16 protein-coding genes are annotated in these 16,741 nt (G+C 73.4%); 12 read left to right on the top strand and 4 right to left on the bottom strand.

What is annotated here, in order from left to right:
• The first annotated feature begins 53 nt into the window (after positions 1 to 53).
• The 3 genes from LTL01_RS02365 to LTL01_RS02355 are packed head-to-tail and all read left to right on the top strand — an operon-like array spanning position 54 to position 3,370.
• Positions 54 to 1,274, top strand: a complete 1,221-nt coding sequence (locus LTL01_RS02365) for a Gfo/Idh/MocA family protein (RefSeq protein ID WP_197272944.1) — start codon at positions 54 to 56, stop codon at positions 1,272 to 1,274.
• Positions 1,275 to 1,277: 3 nt separating this feature from the next.
• Positions 1,278 to 2,480 (top strand): DUF993 family protein, encoded by a 1,203-nt coding sequence (locus LTL01_RS02360; protein ID WP_236967252.1) that lies wholly within the window; start codon positions 1,278 to 1,280, stop codon positions 2,478 to 2,480.
• The gene (locus tag LTL01_RS02355) at positions 2,477 to 3,370 is read left to right on the top strand and encodes a sugar phosphate isomerase/epimerase family protein (protein WP_236967251.1); all 894 of its coding nucleotides are present in this window, start codon (positions 2,477 to 2,479) and stop codon (positions 3,368 to 3,370) included. Before LTL01_RS02360 ends, LTL01_RS02355 begins: the two co-directional genes overlap by 4 nt.
• A gap of 119 nt (positions 3,371 to 3,489) precedes the next feature.
• On the opposite strand, the gene LTL01_RS02350 is transcribed toward LTL01_RS02355, so the two are convergent.
• Both LTL01_RS02350 and LTL01_RS02345 read right to left on the bottom strand, forming a co-directional pair.
• Positions 3,490 to 3,645, bottom strand: a complete 156-nt coding sequence (locus tag LTL01_RS02350) for a helix-turn-helix domain-containing protein (protein ID WP_236967250.1) — start codon at positions 3,643 to 3,645, stop codon at positions 3,490 to 3,492.
• Between the two features lie 2 nt (positions 3,646 to 3,647).
• A complete protein-coding gene (locus tag LTL01_RS02345; protein WP_236967249.1) occupies positions 3,648 to 4,172 on the bottom strand; it encodes an AraC family ligand binding domain-containing protein in 525 nt (174 codons plus the stop codon).
• 43 nt (positions 4,173 to 4,215) lie between these two features.
• Here LTL01_RS02345 and LTL01_RS02340 point away from each other — a divergent pair, with 43 nt between their 5' ends.
• From LTL01_RS02340 to LTL01_RS02305, 8 genes are all read left to right on the top strand, one after another.
• Positions 4,216 to 4,989, top strand: a complete 774-nt coding sequence (locus tag LTL01_RS02340) for a cellulase-like family protein (RefSeq protein WP_236967248.1) — start codon at positions 4,216 to 4,218, stop codon at positions 4,987 to 4,989.
• Between the two features lie 150 nt (positions 4,990 to 5,139).
• Positions 5,140 to 6,171, top strand: coding sequence for a LacI family DNA-binding transcriptional regulator (locus LTL01_RS02335; RefSeq protein WP_236967247.1), 1,032 nt, complete (start codon positions 5,140 to 5,142; stop codon positions 6,169 to 6,171).
• Entirely contained in the window at positions 6,171 to 7,169 is a 999-nt protein-coding gene (locus LTL01_RS02330; protein ID WP_236967246.1) for a LacI family DNA-binding transcriptional regulator, read from the top strand. Before LTL01_RS02335 ends, LTL01_RS02330 begins: the two co-directional genes overlap by 1 nt.
• A gap of 78 nt (positions 7,170 to 7,247) precedes the next feature.
• Entirely contained in the window at positions 7,248 to 8,591 is a 1,344-nt protein-coding gene (locus tag LTL01_RS02325; protein ID WP_236967245.1) for a Gfo/Idh/MocA family oxidoreductase, read from the top strand.
• The gene (locus tag LTL01_RS02320; RefSeq protein WP_236967244.1) at positions 8,588 to 9,532 is read left to right on the top strand and encodes an NAD-dependent epimerase/dehydratase family protein; all 945 of its coding nucleotides are present in this window, start codon (positions 8,588 to 8,590) and stop codon (positions 9,530 to 9,532) included. The genes LTL01_RS02325 and LTL01_RS02320 overlap by 4 nt, the downstream gene beginning before the upstream one ends.
• Entirely contained in the window at positions 9,529 to 10,428 is a 900-nt protein-coding gene (locus LTL01_RS02315; RefSeq protein WP_236967243.1) for a 5-dehydro-4-deoxyglucarate dehydratase, read from the top strand. The genes LTL01_RS02320 and LTL01_RS02315 overlap by 4 nt, the downstream gene beginning before the upstream one ends.
• The gene (locus LTL01_RS02310) at positions 10,425 to 11,525 is read left to right on the top strand and encodes a mandelate racemase/muconate lactonizing enzyme family protein (RefSeq protein ID WP_236967242.1); all 1,101 of its coding nucleotides are present in this window, start codon (positions 10,425 to 10,427) and stop codon (positions 11,523 to 11,525) included. The genes LTL01_RS02315 and LTL01_RS02310 overlap by 4 nt, the downstream gene beginning before the upstream one ends.
• A 32-nt stretch (positions 11,526 to 11,557) precedes the next feature.
• Positions 11,558 to 13,015, top strand: coding sequence for an aldehyde dehydrogenase (NADP(+)) (locus tag LTL01_RS02305; protein WP_236967241.1), 1,458 nt, complete (start codon positions 11,558 to 11,560; stop codon positions 13,013 to 13,015).
• Positions 13,016 to 13,076: 61 nt separating this feature from the next.
• Here LTL01_RS02305 and LTL01_RS02300 read toward each other — a convergent pair whose 3' ends face one another.
• Entirely contained in the window at positions 13,077 to 14,210 is a 1,134-nt protein-coding gene (locus LTL01_RS02300; RefSeq protein ID WP_236967240.1) for a glycerate kinase, read from the bottom strand.
• A 501-nt stretch (positions 14,211 to 14,711) separates the two neighbouring features.
• Here LTL01_RS02300 and LTL01_RS02295 point away from each other — a divergent pair.
• Entirely contained in the window at positions 14,712 to 15,248 is a 537-nt protein-coding gene (locus LTL01_RS02295; protein WP_236967239.1) for a glycoside hydrolase family 35 protein, read from the top strand.
• A gap of 446 nt (positions 15,249 to 15,694) precedes the next feature.
• On the opposite strand, the gene LTL01_RS02290 is transcribed toward LTL01_RS02295, so the two are convergent.
• Entirely contained in the window at positions 15,695 to 16,696 is a 1,002-nt protein-coding gene (locus LTL01_RS02290) for a LacI family DNA-binding transcriptional regulator (protein ID WP_236967238.1), read from the bottom strand.
• Positions 16,697 to 16,741: the final 45 nt, after the last annotated feature.

Raw genomic sequence — 16,741 nt, 5'->3', positions numbered from 1 at the left:
TCTCGGATCGGTTCCCCGCCTCGGCGGGTCACACCCGCAGAAAGAAGGCCACCGTGAGCGACACCGCCCTCGCCCCCGCCGTCACCCCGGCATCCGTCGACCGCCCCGCCGTCCGCGAGGTCGGCATCATCATGAACGGCGTCTCGGGTCGAATGGGGTACCGCCAGCATCTGGTCCGCTCGATCCTCGCGATCCGCGACGCCGGCGGCATCCTGCTGCCCGACGGCACGCGTCTGACCGTGAAGCCGCTCCTGGTGGGACGCAGCGAGGCCAAGCTCGCCGAGCTCGCCGCCCGGCACGGCATCGAGGACTACACCACCGACCTCGACGCCGCCCTCGCCGACCCGCGCTGGGAGATCTACGCCGACTTCCTGGTGACGAAGGCCCGCTCGTCGGCCCTCCGCAAGGCGATCGCCGCGGGCAAGACGATCTACACCGAGAAGCCGACCGCCGAGACCGCCGACGAGGCGCTGGAGCTCGCGAAGCTCGCCGCCGCCGCCGGCGTGAAGACCGGCGTCGTCCACGACAAGCTCTACCTCCCCGGCCTGCAGAAGCTGAAGCGGCTCATCGACTCCGGATTCTTCGGCCGCATCCTGTCGGTCCGCGGCGAGTTCGGATACTGGGTGTTCGAGGGCGACTGGCAGCCCGCGCAGCGCCCGAGCTGGAACTACCGCGCCGAAGACGGCGGCGGGATCATCGTCGACATGTTCCCGCACTGGAACTACGTGCTGGAGAACCTCTTCGGCGAGGTCAAGAGCGTCTACGCGCAGGCCTCGGTGCACATCGCCGACCGCTGGGACGAGAACGGCGAACACTACACCGCCACCGCAGAGGATGCCGCCTACGGGATCTTCGAGATCGACGGCAACGCGGCGGGCGAGCCCATCGTCGCGCAGATCAACTCCTCCTGGACGGTGCGCGTCAACCGCGACGAGCTCGTGGAGTTCCACGTCGACGGCACGCACGGCTCGGCCGTGGTCGGACTCTTCGGCGCGAAGATCCAGCACCGGAACGCCACCCCGAAGCCGGTGTGGAACCCCGACCTCGCCGACGACCACGACTACGACGCCGATTGGGCCGAGGTGCCCACCAACGACGTCTTCCAGAACGGGTTCAAGCAGCAGTGGGAGGAGTTCCTCCTCTCGTACGCCCTCGGCACCGAGTACGAGTTCGACCTCCTCTCCGGCGCGCGCGGCGTGCTGCTGGCCGAGGCGGGACTCCGCTCGAGCCGCGAGGGCCGCAAGGTCGAGCTGACCGCACTGAGCCTGGACTGACCCGTGGGCGGCCTCACCCTCCTCGCCCCCGACGGCGCGCTGTCGCGCGTCGCCCTGCCCGACGCGCCGGAGTACACCCGGCCGACCGCACCGCTGCGCTCGCGCGTGGCGTATGCCGCCGCACACGTGGTGCCGCGGGTCGCGGGAGACAACACCCCGGGCCAGCCCGCCGACATCGACTGGGACGCCACCCTCGACTTCCGCCGCTCGGTGTACGGGTGGGGTCTCGGCGTCGCGGACGCGATGGACACCGCCCAGCGGAACATGGGTCTCGACGCCGCTGCGACGCGCGAGCTCATCGCCCGGTCGGCCGAGGTCGCCCGCGAGAGCGGCGGCCGGGTGGTCGTCGGGGTCAACACCGACCACGTCGAGGAGGAGCGCATCTCGCTCCGCGCCGTGACCGACGCCTTCCTCTCCCAGCTGGCCTTCACCGAGGAGCAGGGGGCGGGGCCGGTCCTCATGGCATCGCGCCACCTGGCGCGCGCCGCGGAATCGGCCGAGGACTACCGGCGCGTCTACCGCGAGGTACTGCAGGCGGCATCCGGTCCGGTCGTGCTGCACTGGCTCGGCACCGCCTTCGACCCGACCCTCGAGGGGTACTTCGGCTCCAGCGACTGGCGTGCGGCATCCGCTGTCCTGCTCGAGATCATCGAGGAGAACGTCGACAAGGTCGCCGGGGTGAAGATGAGCCTCCTCGATGCCACGTCCGAGGTGTCGGTGCGCGAGCGCCTGCCCGAGGGTGTGCGCATGTTCACCGGTGACGACTTCAACTACGTCGGCCTCATCGGCGGAGCCTCGGTGCTGGACGCGGCACAACCTGCGCGTGACGCGGAGGCGCGGCACCAGCACTCCGACGCGCTGCTCGGCGCGTTCGCGGCGCTCGCCCCGTCGGCATCCGCCGCGATCCAGGCGCTCGACGCCGACGACCCCGACCGGTACCTCGCGATCCTCGGGCCCACCGAGGAGCTCAGCCGGCAGATCTTCGCCGCGCCGACCTTCTACTACAAGACCGGGGTCGCGTTCCTGTCGTGGCTGAACGGACATCAGGTCGCGTTCCAGATGGTCGGGGGCCTGCACTCCGCGCGGAGCCTTCCGCACCTCTCCCGCATCGTGGAGCTCGCCGCCGGCTGCGGCGCCCTGGAGGACCCCGAGCTCGCGGCGGACCGCTGGCACGGGATGCTGCGCGTGAACGGGGTCGACGCGTGAGCGCGGCATCCGTCGCCGGTGTTTCGGGGACTTCGCGCCTGTCGATCAATCAGGGGACGATCAAGCACGCCTCCCTCGCCGAAGCGCTGCGGGCGACGACGGATGCCGGGGTGCCGGCGATCGGGCTGTGGCGCGAGCCGGTGCAGGAGGTCGGGCTCGACGTCGCCGCGTCGATGGTCGCCGACTCGGGGCTGCGGGTGTCGACCCACTGCCGCTCGGGCTTCTTCACGATGCCCGAGGGTCCCGCGCGCCGCGCCGCCATTGACGACAACCGCCGCGCGATCGAGGAGGCCGCGACCCTCGCCGCCGCGGGGGCCGACGGCTCCGTCGCGGTGCTCGTGCTCGTCGCCGGGGCGCTGCCGGACGGGTCGCGCGACCTCATCGGAGCGCGCGCCCGGGTGCGCGACGCGATCGGCGAGCTCGCCCCGTACGCCGCCGAGGCCGGGGTGCAGCTCGCGATCGAGCCGCTGCACCCGATGTACGCGTCCGACCGGTGCGTCGTCTCGACGCTCGGCCAGGCGCTCGACATCGCCGCGGACTTCGAACCGTCGGTCGTCGGCGTGACGGTCGACACGTTCCACATCTGGTGGGATCCGGACGTCCTCCCGCAGATCGCGCGCGCGGGCCGCGAGGGCCGGATCGCCACGTACCAGGTGTGCGACTGGAAGACGCCGCTGCCCGCGGACGTGCTCCTCAGCCGCCACTACCCGGGCGACGGAGTGATCGACTTCGCGTCCCTCACCAGCGCGGTCGAGGACACCGGCTACGACCGCGACGTCGAGGTCGAGATCTTCAACGCCGACATCTGGTCGCGTCCCGCCGCGACCATCGCGCGCGAGACCGCGGCATCCTTCGCCTCCGCCGTCGCCCCGCACCTCCGCCTCCGCTGACCCGCGGGATGGGGCGCGGTGAGGGCCGGTCCCACGTGCCCAGCCATCCCCGTTCACTTGTCGCGTGGTGCGGGTGACGCGGCCCGCGACCCGCAAGAGGCGCCAAGTGAACCGGGGCCTCAGCCCTTGCGGTGGGCGCGGTAGGCGGTCGGGCTCGTCCCGTGGATCTTGCGGAACTGGCGGGAGGAGTAGAACGCGTCGTCCATGCCCACCTGGCGCGCGATCTCGGCGACAGCAAGGTCGGTCGTGTCGAGCAGTCGCCGGGCGCGCGCCATCTTCAGCGACAGGTGGTGGGCGACGACGCCCCCGCCGTCGCCTGGCGGAAGAGCGCAGCCAGATGCGACGGCGAGACCCCCACGAACGCGGCGAGCTCGCCGACCTGCACGTGCCCGTCGATGCGGTCCTCGAGATACCGCATCGCGCGCTCGACCGGCGTGCCGTCCTCGGGCAGCAGCCGGTCGACGGCGAGCTGGGTCATCAGGCGCCACGCCATTCCGCTCGTCGCGACGAGCCGCGCGGGGGTCATGTCGCGCTCGAACGACGTGACGATCTCATCGAGGAGAGCCGTGACGCGGTCGAGCGACCGCAGCGACAACAGGGGCGCATCCGGACGGATGCCGCAGGCCTCCACCAGCTCGTCGACATCGCGTCCTCGCACATGCGCCCACCAGATCGTCCAGGGAGCGTCCTCGCTCGCTCCATACGCATGAGGAGTTCCGGCGGGGAGGACGATCGCGCCGCCCGGCCCGACCCGCACGCGGGATCCCCCGATCTCCAGCCACCCCGCGCCGTCGACGCACACCCTCGCCGAGCGCTACCGGGTGCTGGCCGCCGCGTGGGACCGCATGATCGCTTTCCTGACCACGAAGGTGCACCGCGAGCGCATAGCCCTCGTCGAGCTCCACAACGAGATCGGCTTCTCGATCCTCCCGGCGCTCGCCGACGGCGGCATCGAGCAGGTGTCGTGGCTGCTGTCGCGACATCCGGATCTCCTGGTCACGGCGAGCTACGGCAAGCCGCCGCACCTGGCGATGCACCGCGTCCCCGAGGGGATCGGCGCCGCGCAGTTCCACGTCTACAGCTACGGCGTGCTGGACGCGCTGCAGAAGCGGATCGACATCCGCTCCGAGGGGAGCGCGGGCTTCCCCAACGCCGAGCTCCGCGCCCTGCTGCGCCCCGACGCACCCACGGTCGCCGACTACGGCCGGGCGGCGGAGTGGAAGTACCGGGCGACCGTCGTGACGGATCAGATGATCTACGGCTACGACTGGATCGATCCGGATGCCTGGGACGCGTGGCTGCGCGCGCATGAGGGGCCGTACCGGGAAATGATGCGGCGCGAGATCGAGTCGCGGGTGATCGCGATCGCGGAGTGGGCGCGCGCGCAGCGGATCCCGGCGCTCGTCGGCGAGGGATGGGTGGGGTACACCCCGCTCCACGGCACATTCGAGGAGGGCCCCACAGGCCGCGCGCTCGCCGAGCACGGCATCGACACGGCGCTCGAGCACGGTGTGTGGGGCGTGGTGCTGTGCTCGAACGCCGCCCCGCATCACCCGATGTGGGAGCAGCGCGCCTGGCAGCGCGCGCAGAACGCCCGCATCCTCGCCCACCCCGTCTGACGCACCCGGTTCACTTGTCGCCTCCCGCGGGTGCCGAGCCCCGCGACCCGCAAGAGGCGACAAGTGAACGGGGAGAGCCGGGCGACACGCGGGAGGTAAGCGTTTCCTGACGCCAGGCATCCGCACCCGCGGCGCTCTAGACTCGGGCCCGTGAGCGAGATCATCGCGCCTTCCCGAAGCGCTGCCACCCTGCACGATGTGGCGCGCGAGGCCGGCGTGTCCCTGGCGACCGCGTCCCGCGTGCTCAACGGCTCGACCCGCAAGGTCGCCGAGAGCTACCGCGAGCGCGTCGAGGCCGCCGCCGAGAAGCTCGGCTACACCGCGAACCTCTCCGCGCAGGCGACCGCGCGCGGCACCTCCGCGATCGTCGCGCTGCTCGTCGCCGACATCGCCGACCCCTACTTCGGCCAGCTCGCCTCCGGCGTCGCCCGCGGCGCTGACGAAGCGGGCCTCGTCGTCACGATCGCCATCACCGAGCGCGACGCCCAGCGCGAGACGCGTCTGGTGCGGGCCCTCCGCGGCCAGCGCCCGCGCGGCCTCATCCTCGCGGCATCCCGCACCGACGGCCCGGACTCCGTCGGACTGGATGCCGAGCTCTCCGCCTTCGCGGCCGGCGGGGGGCAGATCGTCTCCCTCGGCCCCGACGGTCCGGGCCGGGCCGTGTCGGTCGACAACGTCGGCGGTGCGACGGCGCTCGGCGCGCAGCTCGCCGCTCTCGGCTACACCCGCGCGGTCATCGTCGCCGCGGGGATCGGCATCCGCACGTCCGACGATCGCGTCGCCGGCTTCACCGCCGGCTTCACCGGGGCCGGCGGTGAAGTGCAGGAGGTCGTCCGCGGCGGGTTCACGCGCGACGCCGGTTACGACACCGCGCGCGCCCTCCTCGAGCGCGGGCTCGAACCCGGCACCCTCGTCTTCGGCATCAGCGATGTCGTGGCGATCGGCATCATGTCGGCGGTGCGGGATGCCGGACTCCGCGTGGGCGCCGATATCGCCGTGGCGGGTTTCGACGACATCTCCACGGGCCGCGACATCCGTCCGGGTCTGACGACGGTGCGCGTGCCGCTGGAGGACCTCGGCTACCGCGCCCTACACGCCGCCGTCGATGCGGAGTGGGCGCCTGACCCGCAGCCGCTCCCCCTCGAGGTCATCGTGCGCGGGAGCACACCGCCGCGCCGCTGATGGCCCGCCGTCCCGCCGTCGTCACGATCGCCGACGTCGCCGCGCGCGCCGGCGTCTCGCTGTCGACCGTCTCTCGCGCGCTGAACGGCAACCCCACGGTCGATCCGACTCTCGCCGAGCGCGTGCGCGCCGCCGCCACCGAGCTCAACTACACCGCCAACCCTTGGGCGCGGAGTCTCGTCTCGGGGCGCACGCAGACGATCGCCGTCGTCGTTCCCGATCTCGCGAACCCGACCTTCCAGACGATCCTGCGTGGCCTCGGCCGCGCGGCCGCCGCCGACGACTTCCACGTGCTCGTCTCCGATTCGGCCGAGTCCGTCGACGCCGAACGCACCCTCGCCACGACGACACGGCGGCGCACCGACGGAGTCATCCTCTGCGCCCCGCGGATGCCGCAGCCCGACCTCGACGCCCTCGCGGCGACGCTCACCCCGCTCGTGCTCGTGAATCGCACCTCCCCCGACGTCGCGAGCGTCCGCGCGGACTACGGCGCCGCCCTCCGCGCGCAGCTCGACGACCTTCACCGGCTCGGACATCGCCGGATCCTCCATCTCTCCGGCGCACCGGGCAGCGCCTCGGGCGCGCAGCGCGCGGAGGCCCTCGACGCGTTCGCCGCGGCGCACCCCGAGGTCGATCTGCGTCGCCTTCCCTGCGGAGTGGAGGCGGATGCCGGGACCGCCGCCGCCGACGCCGTGCTCGACTCCGGCGCCACGGCGGCGCTCGCCTTCAACGACCTCGTCGCCGTCGGCCTCCTCGACGCGGTCCGTCGCCGCGGATGCCGCGTCCCGGACGACCTGTCGATCGTGGGATTCGACGACATCCCCTTCGCCCGCTTCACCACGCCGGCCCTCACGACGGCGGCCGTCCCCGCCGAAGAGCTCGGTCGCGCGGCATGGGTGCGGATGCGTGCCCTCCTCTCGGGCGAGGCTCCTCCACCGTCACTCACGCTCGTCCCGGAGACGGTGGTGCGCGCCACGACCGGCCCGCCACCTTCCTGAGCGGCATCCGTCGCAGCCCGGGCGAGCGCTTTCCCCCACCCTCTGTTACCCTGAGAAAAGGTTTTCTGAAGGAGAGAGATGTCTCGTCGTCGCTACGCCCTCATCGGTGCGGGTCACCGCGCCCACATGTACGTCGACGCCCTGACAGGCCCCTACGCCGAGACCGCCGAGCTCGTGGCGATCTGCGAGCCGAACCCCGTGCGCGCCGCGTACCACGCGGACCGCGTCCGGGCGGCGACGGGGGTCTCCCCCGCGGTGTACGGCCCCGACGACGTCGAGACGATGATCCGCACCGAGCGGGTCGATCGCGTGATCATCTGCGCGCGCGATGATCTGCACGCCTCGCTGATCGTGCGGTCGATGGATGCCGGTGCCGACGCGGTCGTCGAGAAGCCCCTCACGATCGACGCCCCGAGCGCCGCGGCCATCGAGGACGCGATCGACCGCACCGGCCGTGACGTCGTCATCACCTTCAACTACCGCTACTCGCCGCGGAACTCCGCTCTGCGCGAGCTCATCCAGCGCGGCGAGATCGGACGCGTCACCTCGATCGACTTCTCGTGGATGCTCGACACCAAGCACGGCGCCGACTACTTCCGCCGCTGGCACCGCGAGAAGAAGCACTCCGGCGGACTGCTCGTCCATAAGGCCAGCCATCACTTCGACCTGGTCAACTGGTGGATCCGATCCGAGCCCCGCCGCGTGTTCGCCTCCGGGGGTCTCCGCTTCTACGGCGCCGAGAACGCGGCGTCCCGCGGCGAGGGCGCGGACAGCGATCTGTTCGGTCTCGACATCCGCCAGGACGCGGTGCTCGGCGCGCTGTACGGCGACGCCGCGGCGCACGACGGCTACCGCCGCGACCGCGACGTGTTCTCCGAGGGCATCACGATCGAGGACAACCTCGCCCTCGTCGTCGACTACGCCTCCGGCGCGACGCTCAGCTACTCCCTCAACGCCCATGCTCCGTGGGAGGGCTACCGCGTCGCGGTCAACGGCACCGAGGGCCGCGCCGAGCTCGAGGTCGTCGAGCGCGGCGCGGTGCTGCCCGACGAGGGCCTGCACCCCGTGCTCGATCCGAGCGCCACGGATGCCGGATCCTCCGGATCGCTCCGCACGGAGGGCGAGCGCCTCCTCGTGCAGCGGCACTGGGAGGCGGCGCGCGAGGTCGAGATCCCCGATGCCGGCGGCGGCCACGGCGGCGGCGACCGACTGCTCCTCGCCGACGTGTTCGAGGGACCCGGCGACGATCCGCTCGGCCGTCCGGCGGACTGGCGCGACGGAGTCCGCTCCATCGCCGTCGGCATCGCCGGCAACCGCTCGCTCGAGACGGGCCAGGCGGTGCGGGTCGCCGAGCTCGGCATCCGTCTCCTCGCAGACACTCCCGCAAGCGCGACCGCGACCGCCGGGATCCCGGCGCCGTGAGCCGCATCGTCGTCACGGGCGGATCCGGCCGCCTCGGCCGCACCGTCGTGGCGGGGCTCGCCGCCGCCGGGTACGAGGTCGTGAGCCTCGACCGCGCACGCCCCATCGACACGACGCCTTCCGCGGAGGGCGTCACACACGTCGACGTCGACCTCACCGACGCGGATGCCGCGCGACGGGCCCTCGTCGATGCCCACGCCGATGCGCTCATACACCTCGCGGCGATCGCGGTGCCGTTCAGCGCACCCGAGGACGTGATCCTCCGCACCAACACCACCCTCGCCCTCAACGTCCTCGGCGGAGCGGCGGGGGTCGGCATCCGTCGCATCGTCACGGCGTCGAGCCCGACGGTGCTCGGCTACGGTGCGCCGAACGGCTGGCTGCCCGACCGCTTCCCGCTCGACGAGACGACCCCGGCCCGCCCGTGGAACGCGTACGCGCTGTCGAAGCTCGTCGCCGAGCAGACGATCGCGATGCTCGCCCGCGAGGTGTCTCCCGACATCCGCTTCGCCGCGTTCCGCCCCTGCTACGTGATCGCCCCGGAGGAGTGGCGCGGCGCCCCCACCCAGCAGGGCAACACGGTCGCCGAGCGCCTCGACGACCCCGCTCTCTCGGCGCCCGCGCTGTTCAACTACGTCGACGCGCGCGACGTGACCGGATTCCTCGAGGCCTTGCTCCCTGCGATGGGAGACCTGCCTCCGGCCGAGGTGTTCTTCGTGGGTGCCGCCGACGCCCTCGCCCGTGACCCGCTCGCCGAGCTGCTCCCCCGGTTCCTCCCCGGATCCGACGCGCTCGCCGCCGACCTCACCGGGACGACGCCGGCGTTCTCCTCCGCGAAGGCGGAACGGATGCTCGGCTGGAGCCCGACGCGATCCTGGCGGAGCGAGCTCGCGGCCTCCGCCCCTTCCTCTCCCGCATCCCGAAAGGACGTGCCGGCATGAACCTCGACGGCATCCTCTTCTTCCCCGTCACCGCCTTCGACACCGCCGACCGCGTCGACGAGGACGTCCTCGCCGCGCACATCGCCGGCGGTCTCGCGCACGCGCCGGGTGCGGTGTTCCCCGCGTGCGGGACGGGCGAGCTCCACGCACTGTCCGAGAGCGAGGCGGCGCGCGTGGTGCAGGTGGCGACCGCGACCGTCGCCGGCCGCGTCCCGGTGATCGCGGGCACAGGCGGCCCGCTCGGGCACGCGATCCGCCTCGCGCGTGCGGCGGCGGATGCCGGTGCCGACGCCCTTCTGGTGCTCCCGCCGTACCTCGTCGGGGGCCCGCAGGCGGGACTCGTCGCGTATGTCGAGGCGGTCGCCGGCGCCTCCGACCTCCCCGTTATCGTGTACCACCGCGGGACGGCGCAGTTCTCCGTGGACAGCATCCGCACGCTCGCACGGAACCCGAAGGTCATCGGGTTCAAGGACGGCGTCGGCGACATCGGCCTCGCGCAGCAGATCGTGCGCGCCGTCCGCGCCGAAGGCCGGGAGGACTTCGCCTTCTTCAACGGCCTCCTCACGGCCGAACTGACCCAGGCCGCGTACCGCGGCATCGGCATCCCGCTGTACTCCTCGGCGGCGTTCGCGATGATCCCCGAGGTGGCGAACGCCTACTACCGCGCCTACGTCGCCGGCGACGAGGAGCGGCGCCTCGCCCTCCTCGACGGCTTCTACACGCCGCTCGTCGCGCTCCGCGACGAGCGGCCCGGATTCGGGGTGTCCCTCGTCAAGGCGGGGCTGCGCCTCGGCGGTCTCTCCGTCGGATCCGTCCGGGCACCGCTGGTAGACCCGAGCCCCGCCCAGAAGGCGCGACTCGCCGACATCCTCTCCGCCGGACGGACGCTGGTGTGAGCACCGGAGTGATCACCCTCCGCTCGCTCGATGCGCGACTCGTGCGCGTGCCGCTGACGCGCCCGTGGGGATCGGGGGTGACCTCGGTCGGCGTCGTCGCGACCCACGTCGTCCGCAGCGACGGCGCGGAGGGCTGGGGCTTCTCCTGGACGCCGCAGATCGGTGCGGAAGCCGTGCATGCCCTGCTGGTGAACGACATCGCCCCGGTGGCCGTCGGCGGTCCCGGTGAACCGGGCGAGGGGTGGAGGCCGATGTGGCAGCACCTCCACGAAGCCGGAGGTGGCGGACTCACCACCATCGCCCTCGCCGGTCTCGACCTCGCCCTGTGGGATGCCGCCGCCCGGGCCGACGACGCCTCCGTCTCGGGATGGCTCGGCGCGCAGCGCGAGGCCGTCCGCGCCTACGGCAGCGGGGTGAACCTCCACTACCCGATCGACGACCTCGTCGCCCAGGCCGAGCGGTGGACGGATGCCGGATTCGACGCGGTGAAGGTGAAGGTCGGCAAGCCCGAGGTCGCCGAAGACCTCGACCGCCTGCGCGCGGTCCGCGCGGTGATCGGCCCCGACCGCGCGCTGATGATCGACGCGAACCAGCGGTGGGAGCTCGACCGTGCCACCGCCGCACTCGAGGTCCTCGCGGAGGTGTCCCCGGCGTGGATCGAAGAACCGCTGCGCGCCGAGGACCTGTGGGGGCACACCGAGCTCGCCCGCCGGCTCGCCGCATCGAGCGGCATCCCGATCGCCGTCGGCGAGAACCTGCACACCGTGCACCGGTTCGACGAGTACCTCCGCGCGGGCGCCGCGCAGATCGTGCAGCCGAACATCGTCCGGGTGGGCGGGATCACCCCGTTCCTCGGGATCGCCGCGATCGCCGCCGAGTACGGCACCGCCGTCCACCCCCACCTCCTGCCGGAACTGTCGACCCAGGTCGCCCGCACGCTCCGGGCGACCCCGGGCGTCGCGGAGCCGATGGTGGAGGACGTCGAGGATGCCGGCTTCGGCGACCTCGGCGCGCTCCGCGACCCGTCCCCGGTCACCGTCCGCGACGGATACGCCGTCGAGAACGCCCACGTCGGGCTCGGCATCCGTTTCCGCTGAGCGCGCCTCCCCCCGCTTCGAAAGGACCCGCCATGAGCACCACGACCACCGAGCTGGATGAGCGCACCACCGCCGCCGAGGCCGCCGCGCCCGCGTGGCGCGCGGCGAGCGCCGGGACGCGGGCCGCATGGCTCCGCGCCGCCGCCGACGCGCTCGACGCCCACGCCGATGAGCTCGTGCCCCTCGCCGACGCCGAGACCCGCCTCGGCGAGACCCGGCTGCGCGGCGAGGTCGCGCGGACGAGCGGACAGCTGCGCCTGTTCGCCGGCGTGGTCGAGGAGGGCGCGTACCTCGAGGCGATCGTCGACGACGCCGATGCCGCGGCCACCCCGCCGCGCCCGGAGCTTCGCCGCATGCTCACCGGCGTCGGCCCCGTGGCGGTGTTCTCGGCCTCGAACTTCCCCTTCGCCTTCTCCGTCGCCGGCGGCGACACCGCCTCCGCGCTCGCCGCGGGGAACCCCGTGATCGTCAAGGCCCACTCCGGGCACGTGCGCCTGTCGCGGCGGACGGCCGAGATCGTCGCCGCCGCGCTCGTGGACGCCGGTGCGCCGGTCGGATCGCTCGGGCTCGTCGAGGGTCGGGAGGCCGGCGAGGCGCTGGTAGGGCATCCGTCGATCCAGGCCGTCGGATTCACCGGGTCGGTCTCGGGCGGCCGGGCGCTGTTCGACCTCGCGGCCGGCCGGCCCGATCCGATCCCGTTCTACGGCGAGCTCGGGAGCGTCAACCCCGTCGTGCTGACCGCGGGCGCCGTCGCGGCGCGGGGTCCTGCCCTCGCGGAGGGACTCGTCGGGTCGTTCACTCTCGGCGTCGGACAGTTCTGCACCAAGCCCGGCGTGGTGTTCGTGCCGCGCGCGACGGGGTTCGCCGAGCTCGTCGCGTCGCGGGTCGCGGGGGCCGCGGGCGGTCGTTTGCTGACCGACCGCATCACCGAGGCCTTTCCCGAGGGACTCGCGCACCTCGAGGCCGACCCCTCCGTGACGGTGGTCGCTCGGGGAGGGGCCGGGGGTGCAGACGCGGCGACGCCGACCGTGCTCGCCACGGATGCCGCGGCCGTCGCCGCGCGCCCCGACACCCTTCTGGAGGAATGCTTCGGACCGGTCACCCTGCTCGTGCACTACGACGGGCCGGAGGATCTGCTCGCGGCGCTGCGGGCGGTGCCCGGGTCGCTGACCGCGACGCTCCACAGCGAAACGGGCGAGGAGGTGACCGAGGTCGTCGCCGTGCTCGAGCGCCGGGCCGGTCGCGTTCTGTTCGCGGGGTGGCCGACCGGTGTCGCGGTGACGTGGTCGCAGCACCACGGCGGCCCCTGGCCCGCGACGACGTCGCTGCACACGTCCGTGGGGGCCACGGCGATCCGCCGGTTCCTCCGCCCGGTGGTGTTCCAGGACGCCCCCGCACACCTCCTCCCGGAGGTGCTGCGCGACGAGGCGCTCGCCGCCATCCCGCACCGGCGGAACGGCATCCTCCGGGTTCCGGCTCTCCGGCGCTGAGCTACGCGCCGCGGTGCGCGGTTCGGCGGCGTTCAGGCGTCGGGACCCGCGGCGTCGGCGTTCAAGCGTCGGTGGCACCGCGGGCGAGGGACGCACCGGCCTCCGCGAGCCACCGCGCGGCGTCGGCCATCGCCTCGGCGGCGGATCCCGCGAGCGCCGTCAACGACACGGATGCCGCGAACCCCGCGAGGTCGGCGACGGCGACGTCATCGGCGATGCGACCCGCGACGAGCGCGACCGGGGTGGCGGCATCCGTCGCCAGTCGCGCCACGTGCGTCGGAACCTTTCCGGCGGCCGACTGCCCGTCGAACGAACCCTCGCCGGTGAGCACGAAGTCTGCGGCATCGAGGGCCGCGGACAAGCCGATGAGGTCGGCAACGGCACCGGCCCCCGGGACGAGATCCGCACCCCAGACCCGCAGCGCGTAGCCGGTGCCGCCCGCGGCGCCCGATCCGGGGGAATCGGGGTCGCCGCCGAGCACCGTCGACAGACGCGTGAGTCCGGCATCCATCCGGGGGAGGTCGTCCGGCGCCGCACCCTTCTGCGGAGCGAAGACGTGGGCGGCACCGGCCGGGCCGAGGAGACCGTGGGTGACGTCGGAGAGCACCGTCGCACCGCCGGGCGGGAGCGGGCGGAGCCCGGTGAGGTCAGCGCGCGCGATGTCGGCGAGCCCCCGGGCACCGGGCGCGACGGGGCGACCGCGGTCGTCGAGGAACCGCGCGCCCAGTGCGGTGAGCATCCCCGTGCCGCCGTCGGTCGAGGCGCTCGAGCCGATGCCGAGGACGAGGCGGGCGACGCCGTGGTCCAGGGCCGCGGCGATCATCTCGCCGAAGCCGCGGGTGTGCGCGTCCCACGGGCGGAGGGCGTCGGGGCTGAGGAGTTCGATTCCGCTGGTGCTTGCGAGCTCGACGACGCCGGTGGGGCCGGAGCCGTCGCCGGCGGGGAGGAGCACCCAGGAGGCGTCGACCGGGTGGTCGTCCGGGCCGGTCACGGTCACCGGCATCCGGCGCGCTCCGGGCACCGCGGCGGCGAACGCGTCGAGCGTCCCCTCGCCCCCGTCGGCCATGGGGAGGAGGCGGATCTCATCGCCCGGTCGCGCCGCGGCCCACCCGCGCGCGAGGGCGCCGGCGGCGGCGGCCGCGCCGATCGTCCCCTTGAAGGAATCGACGGCGATCACGATGTTCCGCGCTGTCATCCCCCCAGTATGCCGCCCCGCACCCCGCGCCGGAAAGCGCTTCCCGTTGTGTGAGAGGCCACCGTTCGCCCCGTCCCCTCCCTCGCCCGTACCGAACTCCTCAAAATCCTCCGCCCCGACACTCCGCCTCCCGGCGCAGGAATCCCCCGAAAGTGAGGAGTTCGGCACGCCGACCGCCGCGACCAGCCCGCCGCCCGCCGGTGCCCGCCGCCCGCGACCGGCCCGCCGCAAGCCCGTACCGAACTCCTCAAAAAACCCGCATCCCAGGCCCGGACAGGGCCGAATCCGCCCCTCCCGGCCCCGAAATTGAGGAGTTCGGTACACACCCCGGGACGCAGTGATGCCGGCGGCTCCGCGCTACACGGAACCGCCGGCATCGTCAGGTCAGCTGCAGGTGCGAGCCGGGACGACGAGCGTGGCCGAGAAGGGAGCCACCCCGTCCTGCGTTCCCGTCACCGTCAGCTCACCCTCAGGGATCGGCGAGGCGCGCGTCGTGAACGCGTGGCTGCTCGCCTTGCCCGGAGCCAGGGCGGTGCCCGACTGTCCCGCACCGACCACGACCGTGCCGCAGTGATCCCGCGAGGCGAGATGCTCACCGTGCTCGTCGAGGACCAGGGCCGCGTCAACTACGCCGGCCGGATCGGCGAGCCGAAAGGCCTCGTGGGCGGCATCCGACTGGCGGGAGAGCCGCTGACGGGGTGGAAGGCGCGCCCGGTCGATCTCTCGGCGGTCGCGGCGGGCATCGCCCACGCTCCGGCGGGGTCCACGGTCGGGCGGACGGGCCTCCGCGGCTCGTTCACCCTGGACGCCCCGGCCGACCTGTACCTCGACACCGCCACGCTCGGAAAGGGCTTCGCGGTGCTGAACGGCTTCGTCCTCGGTCGCTACTGGCGGCACAGCCCGCAGCGGACCCTGTTCGTGCCCGCACCGGTCACCCGGGCGGGAGCGAACGAGCTCATCATCATCGAACTCGACCAGGTCGCCGAGGCCGCGGTCTCGTTCGTCGCCGCGCCCGAGCTCGGCCAGCTCGAGGAGTAGCGGGGTCGGGCCGACGCGCGGTCAGGCGCCACCGGCGTCGAAAACGCGGGACGGATCGACCCACGGGCCCGGCGGAGGCCCCGAACACGCCCGGATCCACCGCGTTTCCGACGGCTGACGGCTCGGACCGCGGGCGACGGGTCAGTGCCAGAGGGAGGGGCCCCGCCCGCCGGTCAGGCGCCGCCGGCGTCGAAAACGCGGGACGGATCGACCCACGGGCCCGGTGGAGGCCCCGAACACGCCCGGATCCACCGCGTTTCCGACGGCTGACGGCTCGGACCGCGGGCGACGGGTCAGTGCCAGAGGGAGGGGCCCCGCCCGCCGGTCAGGCGCCGCCGGCGTCGAAAACGCGGGACGGATCGACCCACGGGCCCGGCGGAGCCCCCGAAACCTCCCTGATCCACCGCGTTTCCGACGGCGGACGGTCAGGCGCCGCGGGCGACGGGTCAGGCCCCGGGCGCGGGGCGGCTGCTGTCGCGCACGATGAGCTCGGCCCCGACGACCTCCGCGAGGCTGTCGGATGCCGCGTCCCGCGGGCCCGCTCCTTCGGCGAGGTCGATGAGCCGGCTCACGGCGCGCTCTGCCAGAGCGTCGAAGTCCTGACGCAGGGTGGTGAGCGGCGGGAGGTAGTCCACGGCCTCCGGCACATCGTCGAACCCCACGACGGCGACGTCGTTCGGAACGCGTCGGCCGAGGTCTGCGAACCCGTGGAGGAGGCCGAGCGCCATCTGGTCGTTGGCGGCGAAGACCGCCGTCGCGTCGCCGAGCAGCACCGCCGCCGCCGCGCCCGACCTCGATCCCCAGTCCCCGCGCACGGGCTCGGGCACCACGGCGCCGGCCTCCGCGAGCGCTGCCCGCCAACCGCGCTCGCGCTCGGCGGCGGCGAATGAATCGGCAGGGCCGGCGAGGTGATGGACCGTCGCGGCGCCGCCGGCGAGGAGGTGCGCCGTCGCCGTCCGCGCGCCGTCCGCGTGATCGGTCTGCACGGTGACGAGGTGCGCGGCGGGCTCGGCGTCGACGACGACGAGCGGCATGTCTCCGGTGGTCCCGGCGAGCTGCACGAGCCGCGTGGCCTCGTTCAGCACGATCGCACCGTCGACCGCGCGGTCGTGCAGACGCGAGAACGCCGGACGGATGCCGGAGTCCGCCGTCGCGGTCACCACGACGATCGCGTAGTCCCGGGCTTCCGCCGCCGCGCACACCGCCTGCAGCATGCGGCTGTTGCCGACGGTGGCGAGGGTGGAGACGACGAGCCCGATGGCGCGGGTGCGTCCTGTGCGGAGCGCCTGCGCCGCGCGATGGATGCGGTAGCCGAGCGCGGCCATCGCCTCCTCGACGCGGGCGCGGGTCTGCGGGTCGACCCGGGGCGATCCGTTGACGACGCGCGACACAGTCTGCGCGGACACGCCGGCGTGTGCCGCGACGTCGGCCATCGACACGCGGGGCATCGCACCTCCTGGACACTCGGTGTGTTGACGATAACACCCACGGTC

Source organism: Microbacterium aurantiacum, from assembly GCF_021654035.1.
GTDB classification, from domain to species: domain Bacteria; phylum Actinomycetota; class Actinomycetes; order Actinomycetales; family Microbacteriaceae; genus Microbacterium; species Microbacterium aurantiacum.
Note: the sequence above shows the minus strand (reverse complement) of the source record. Positions and strands in the feature narration are given on the sequence as shown.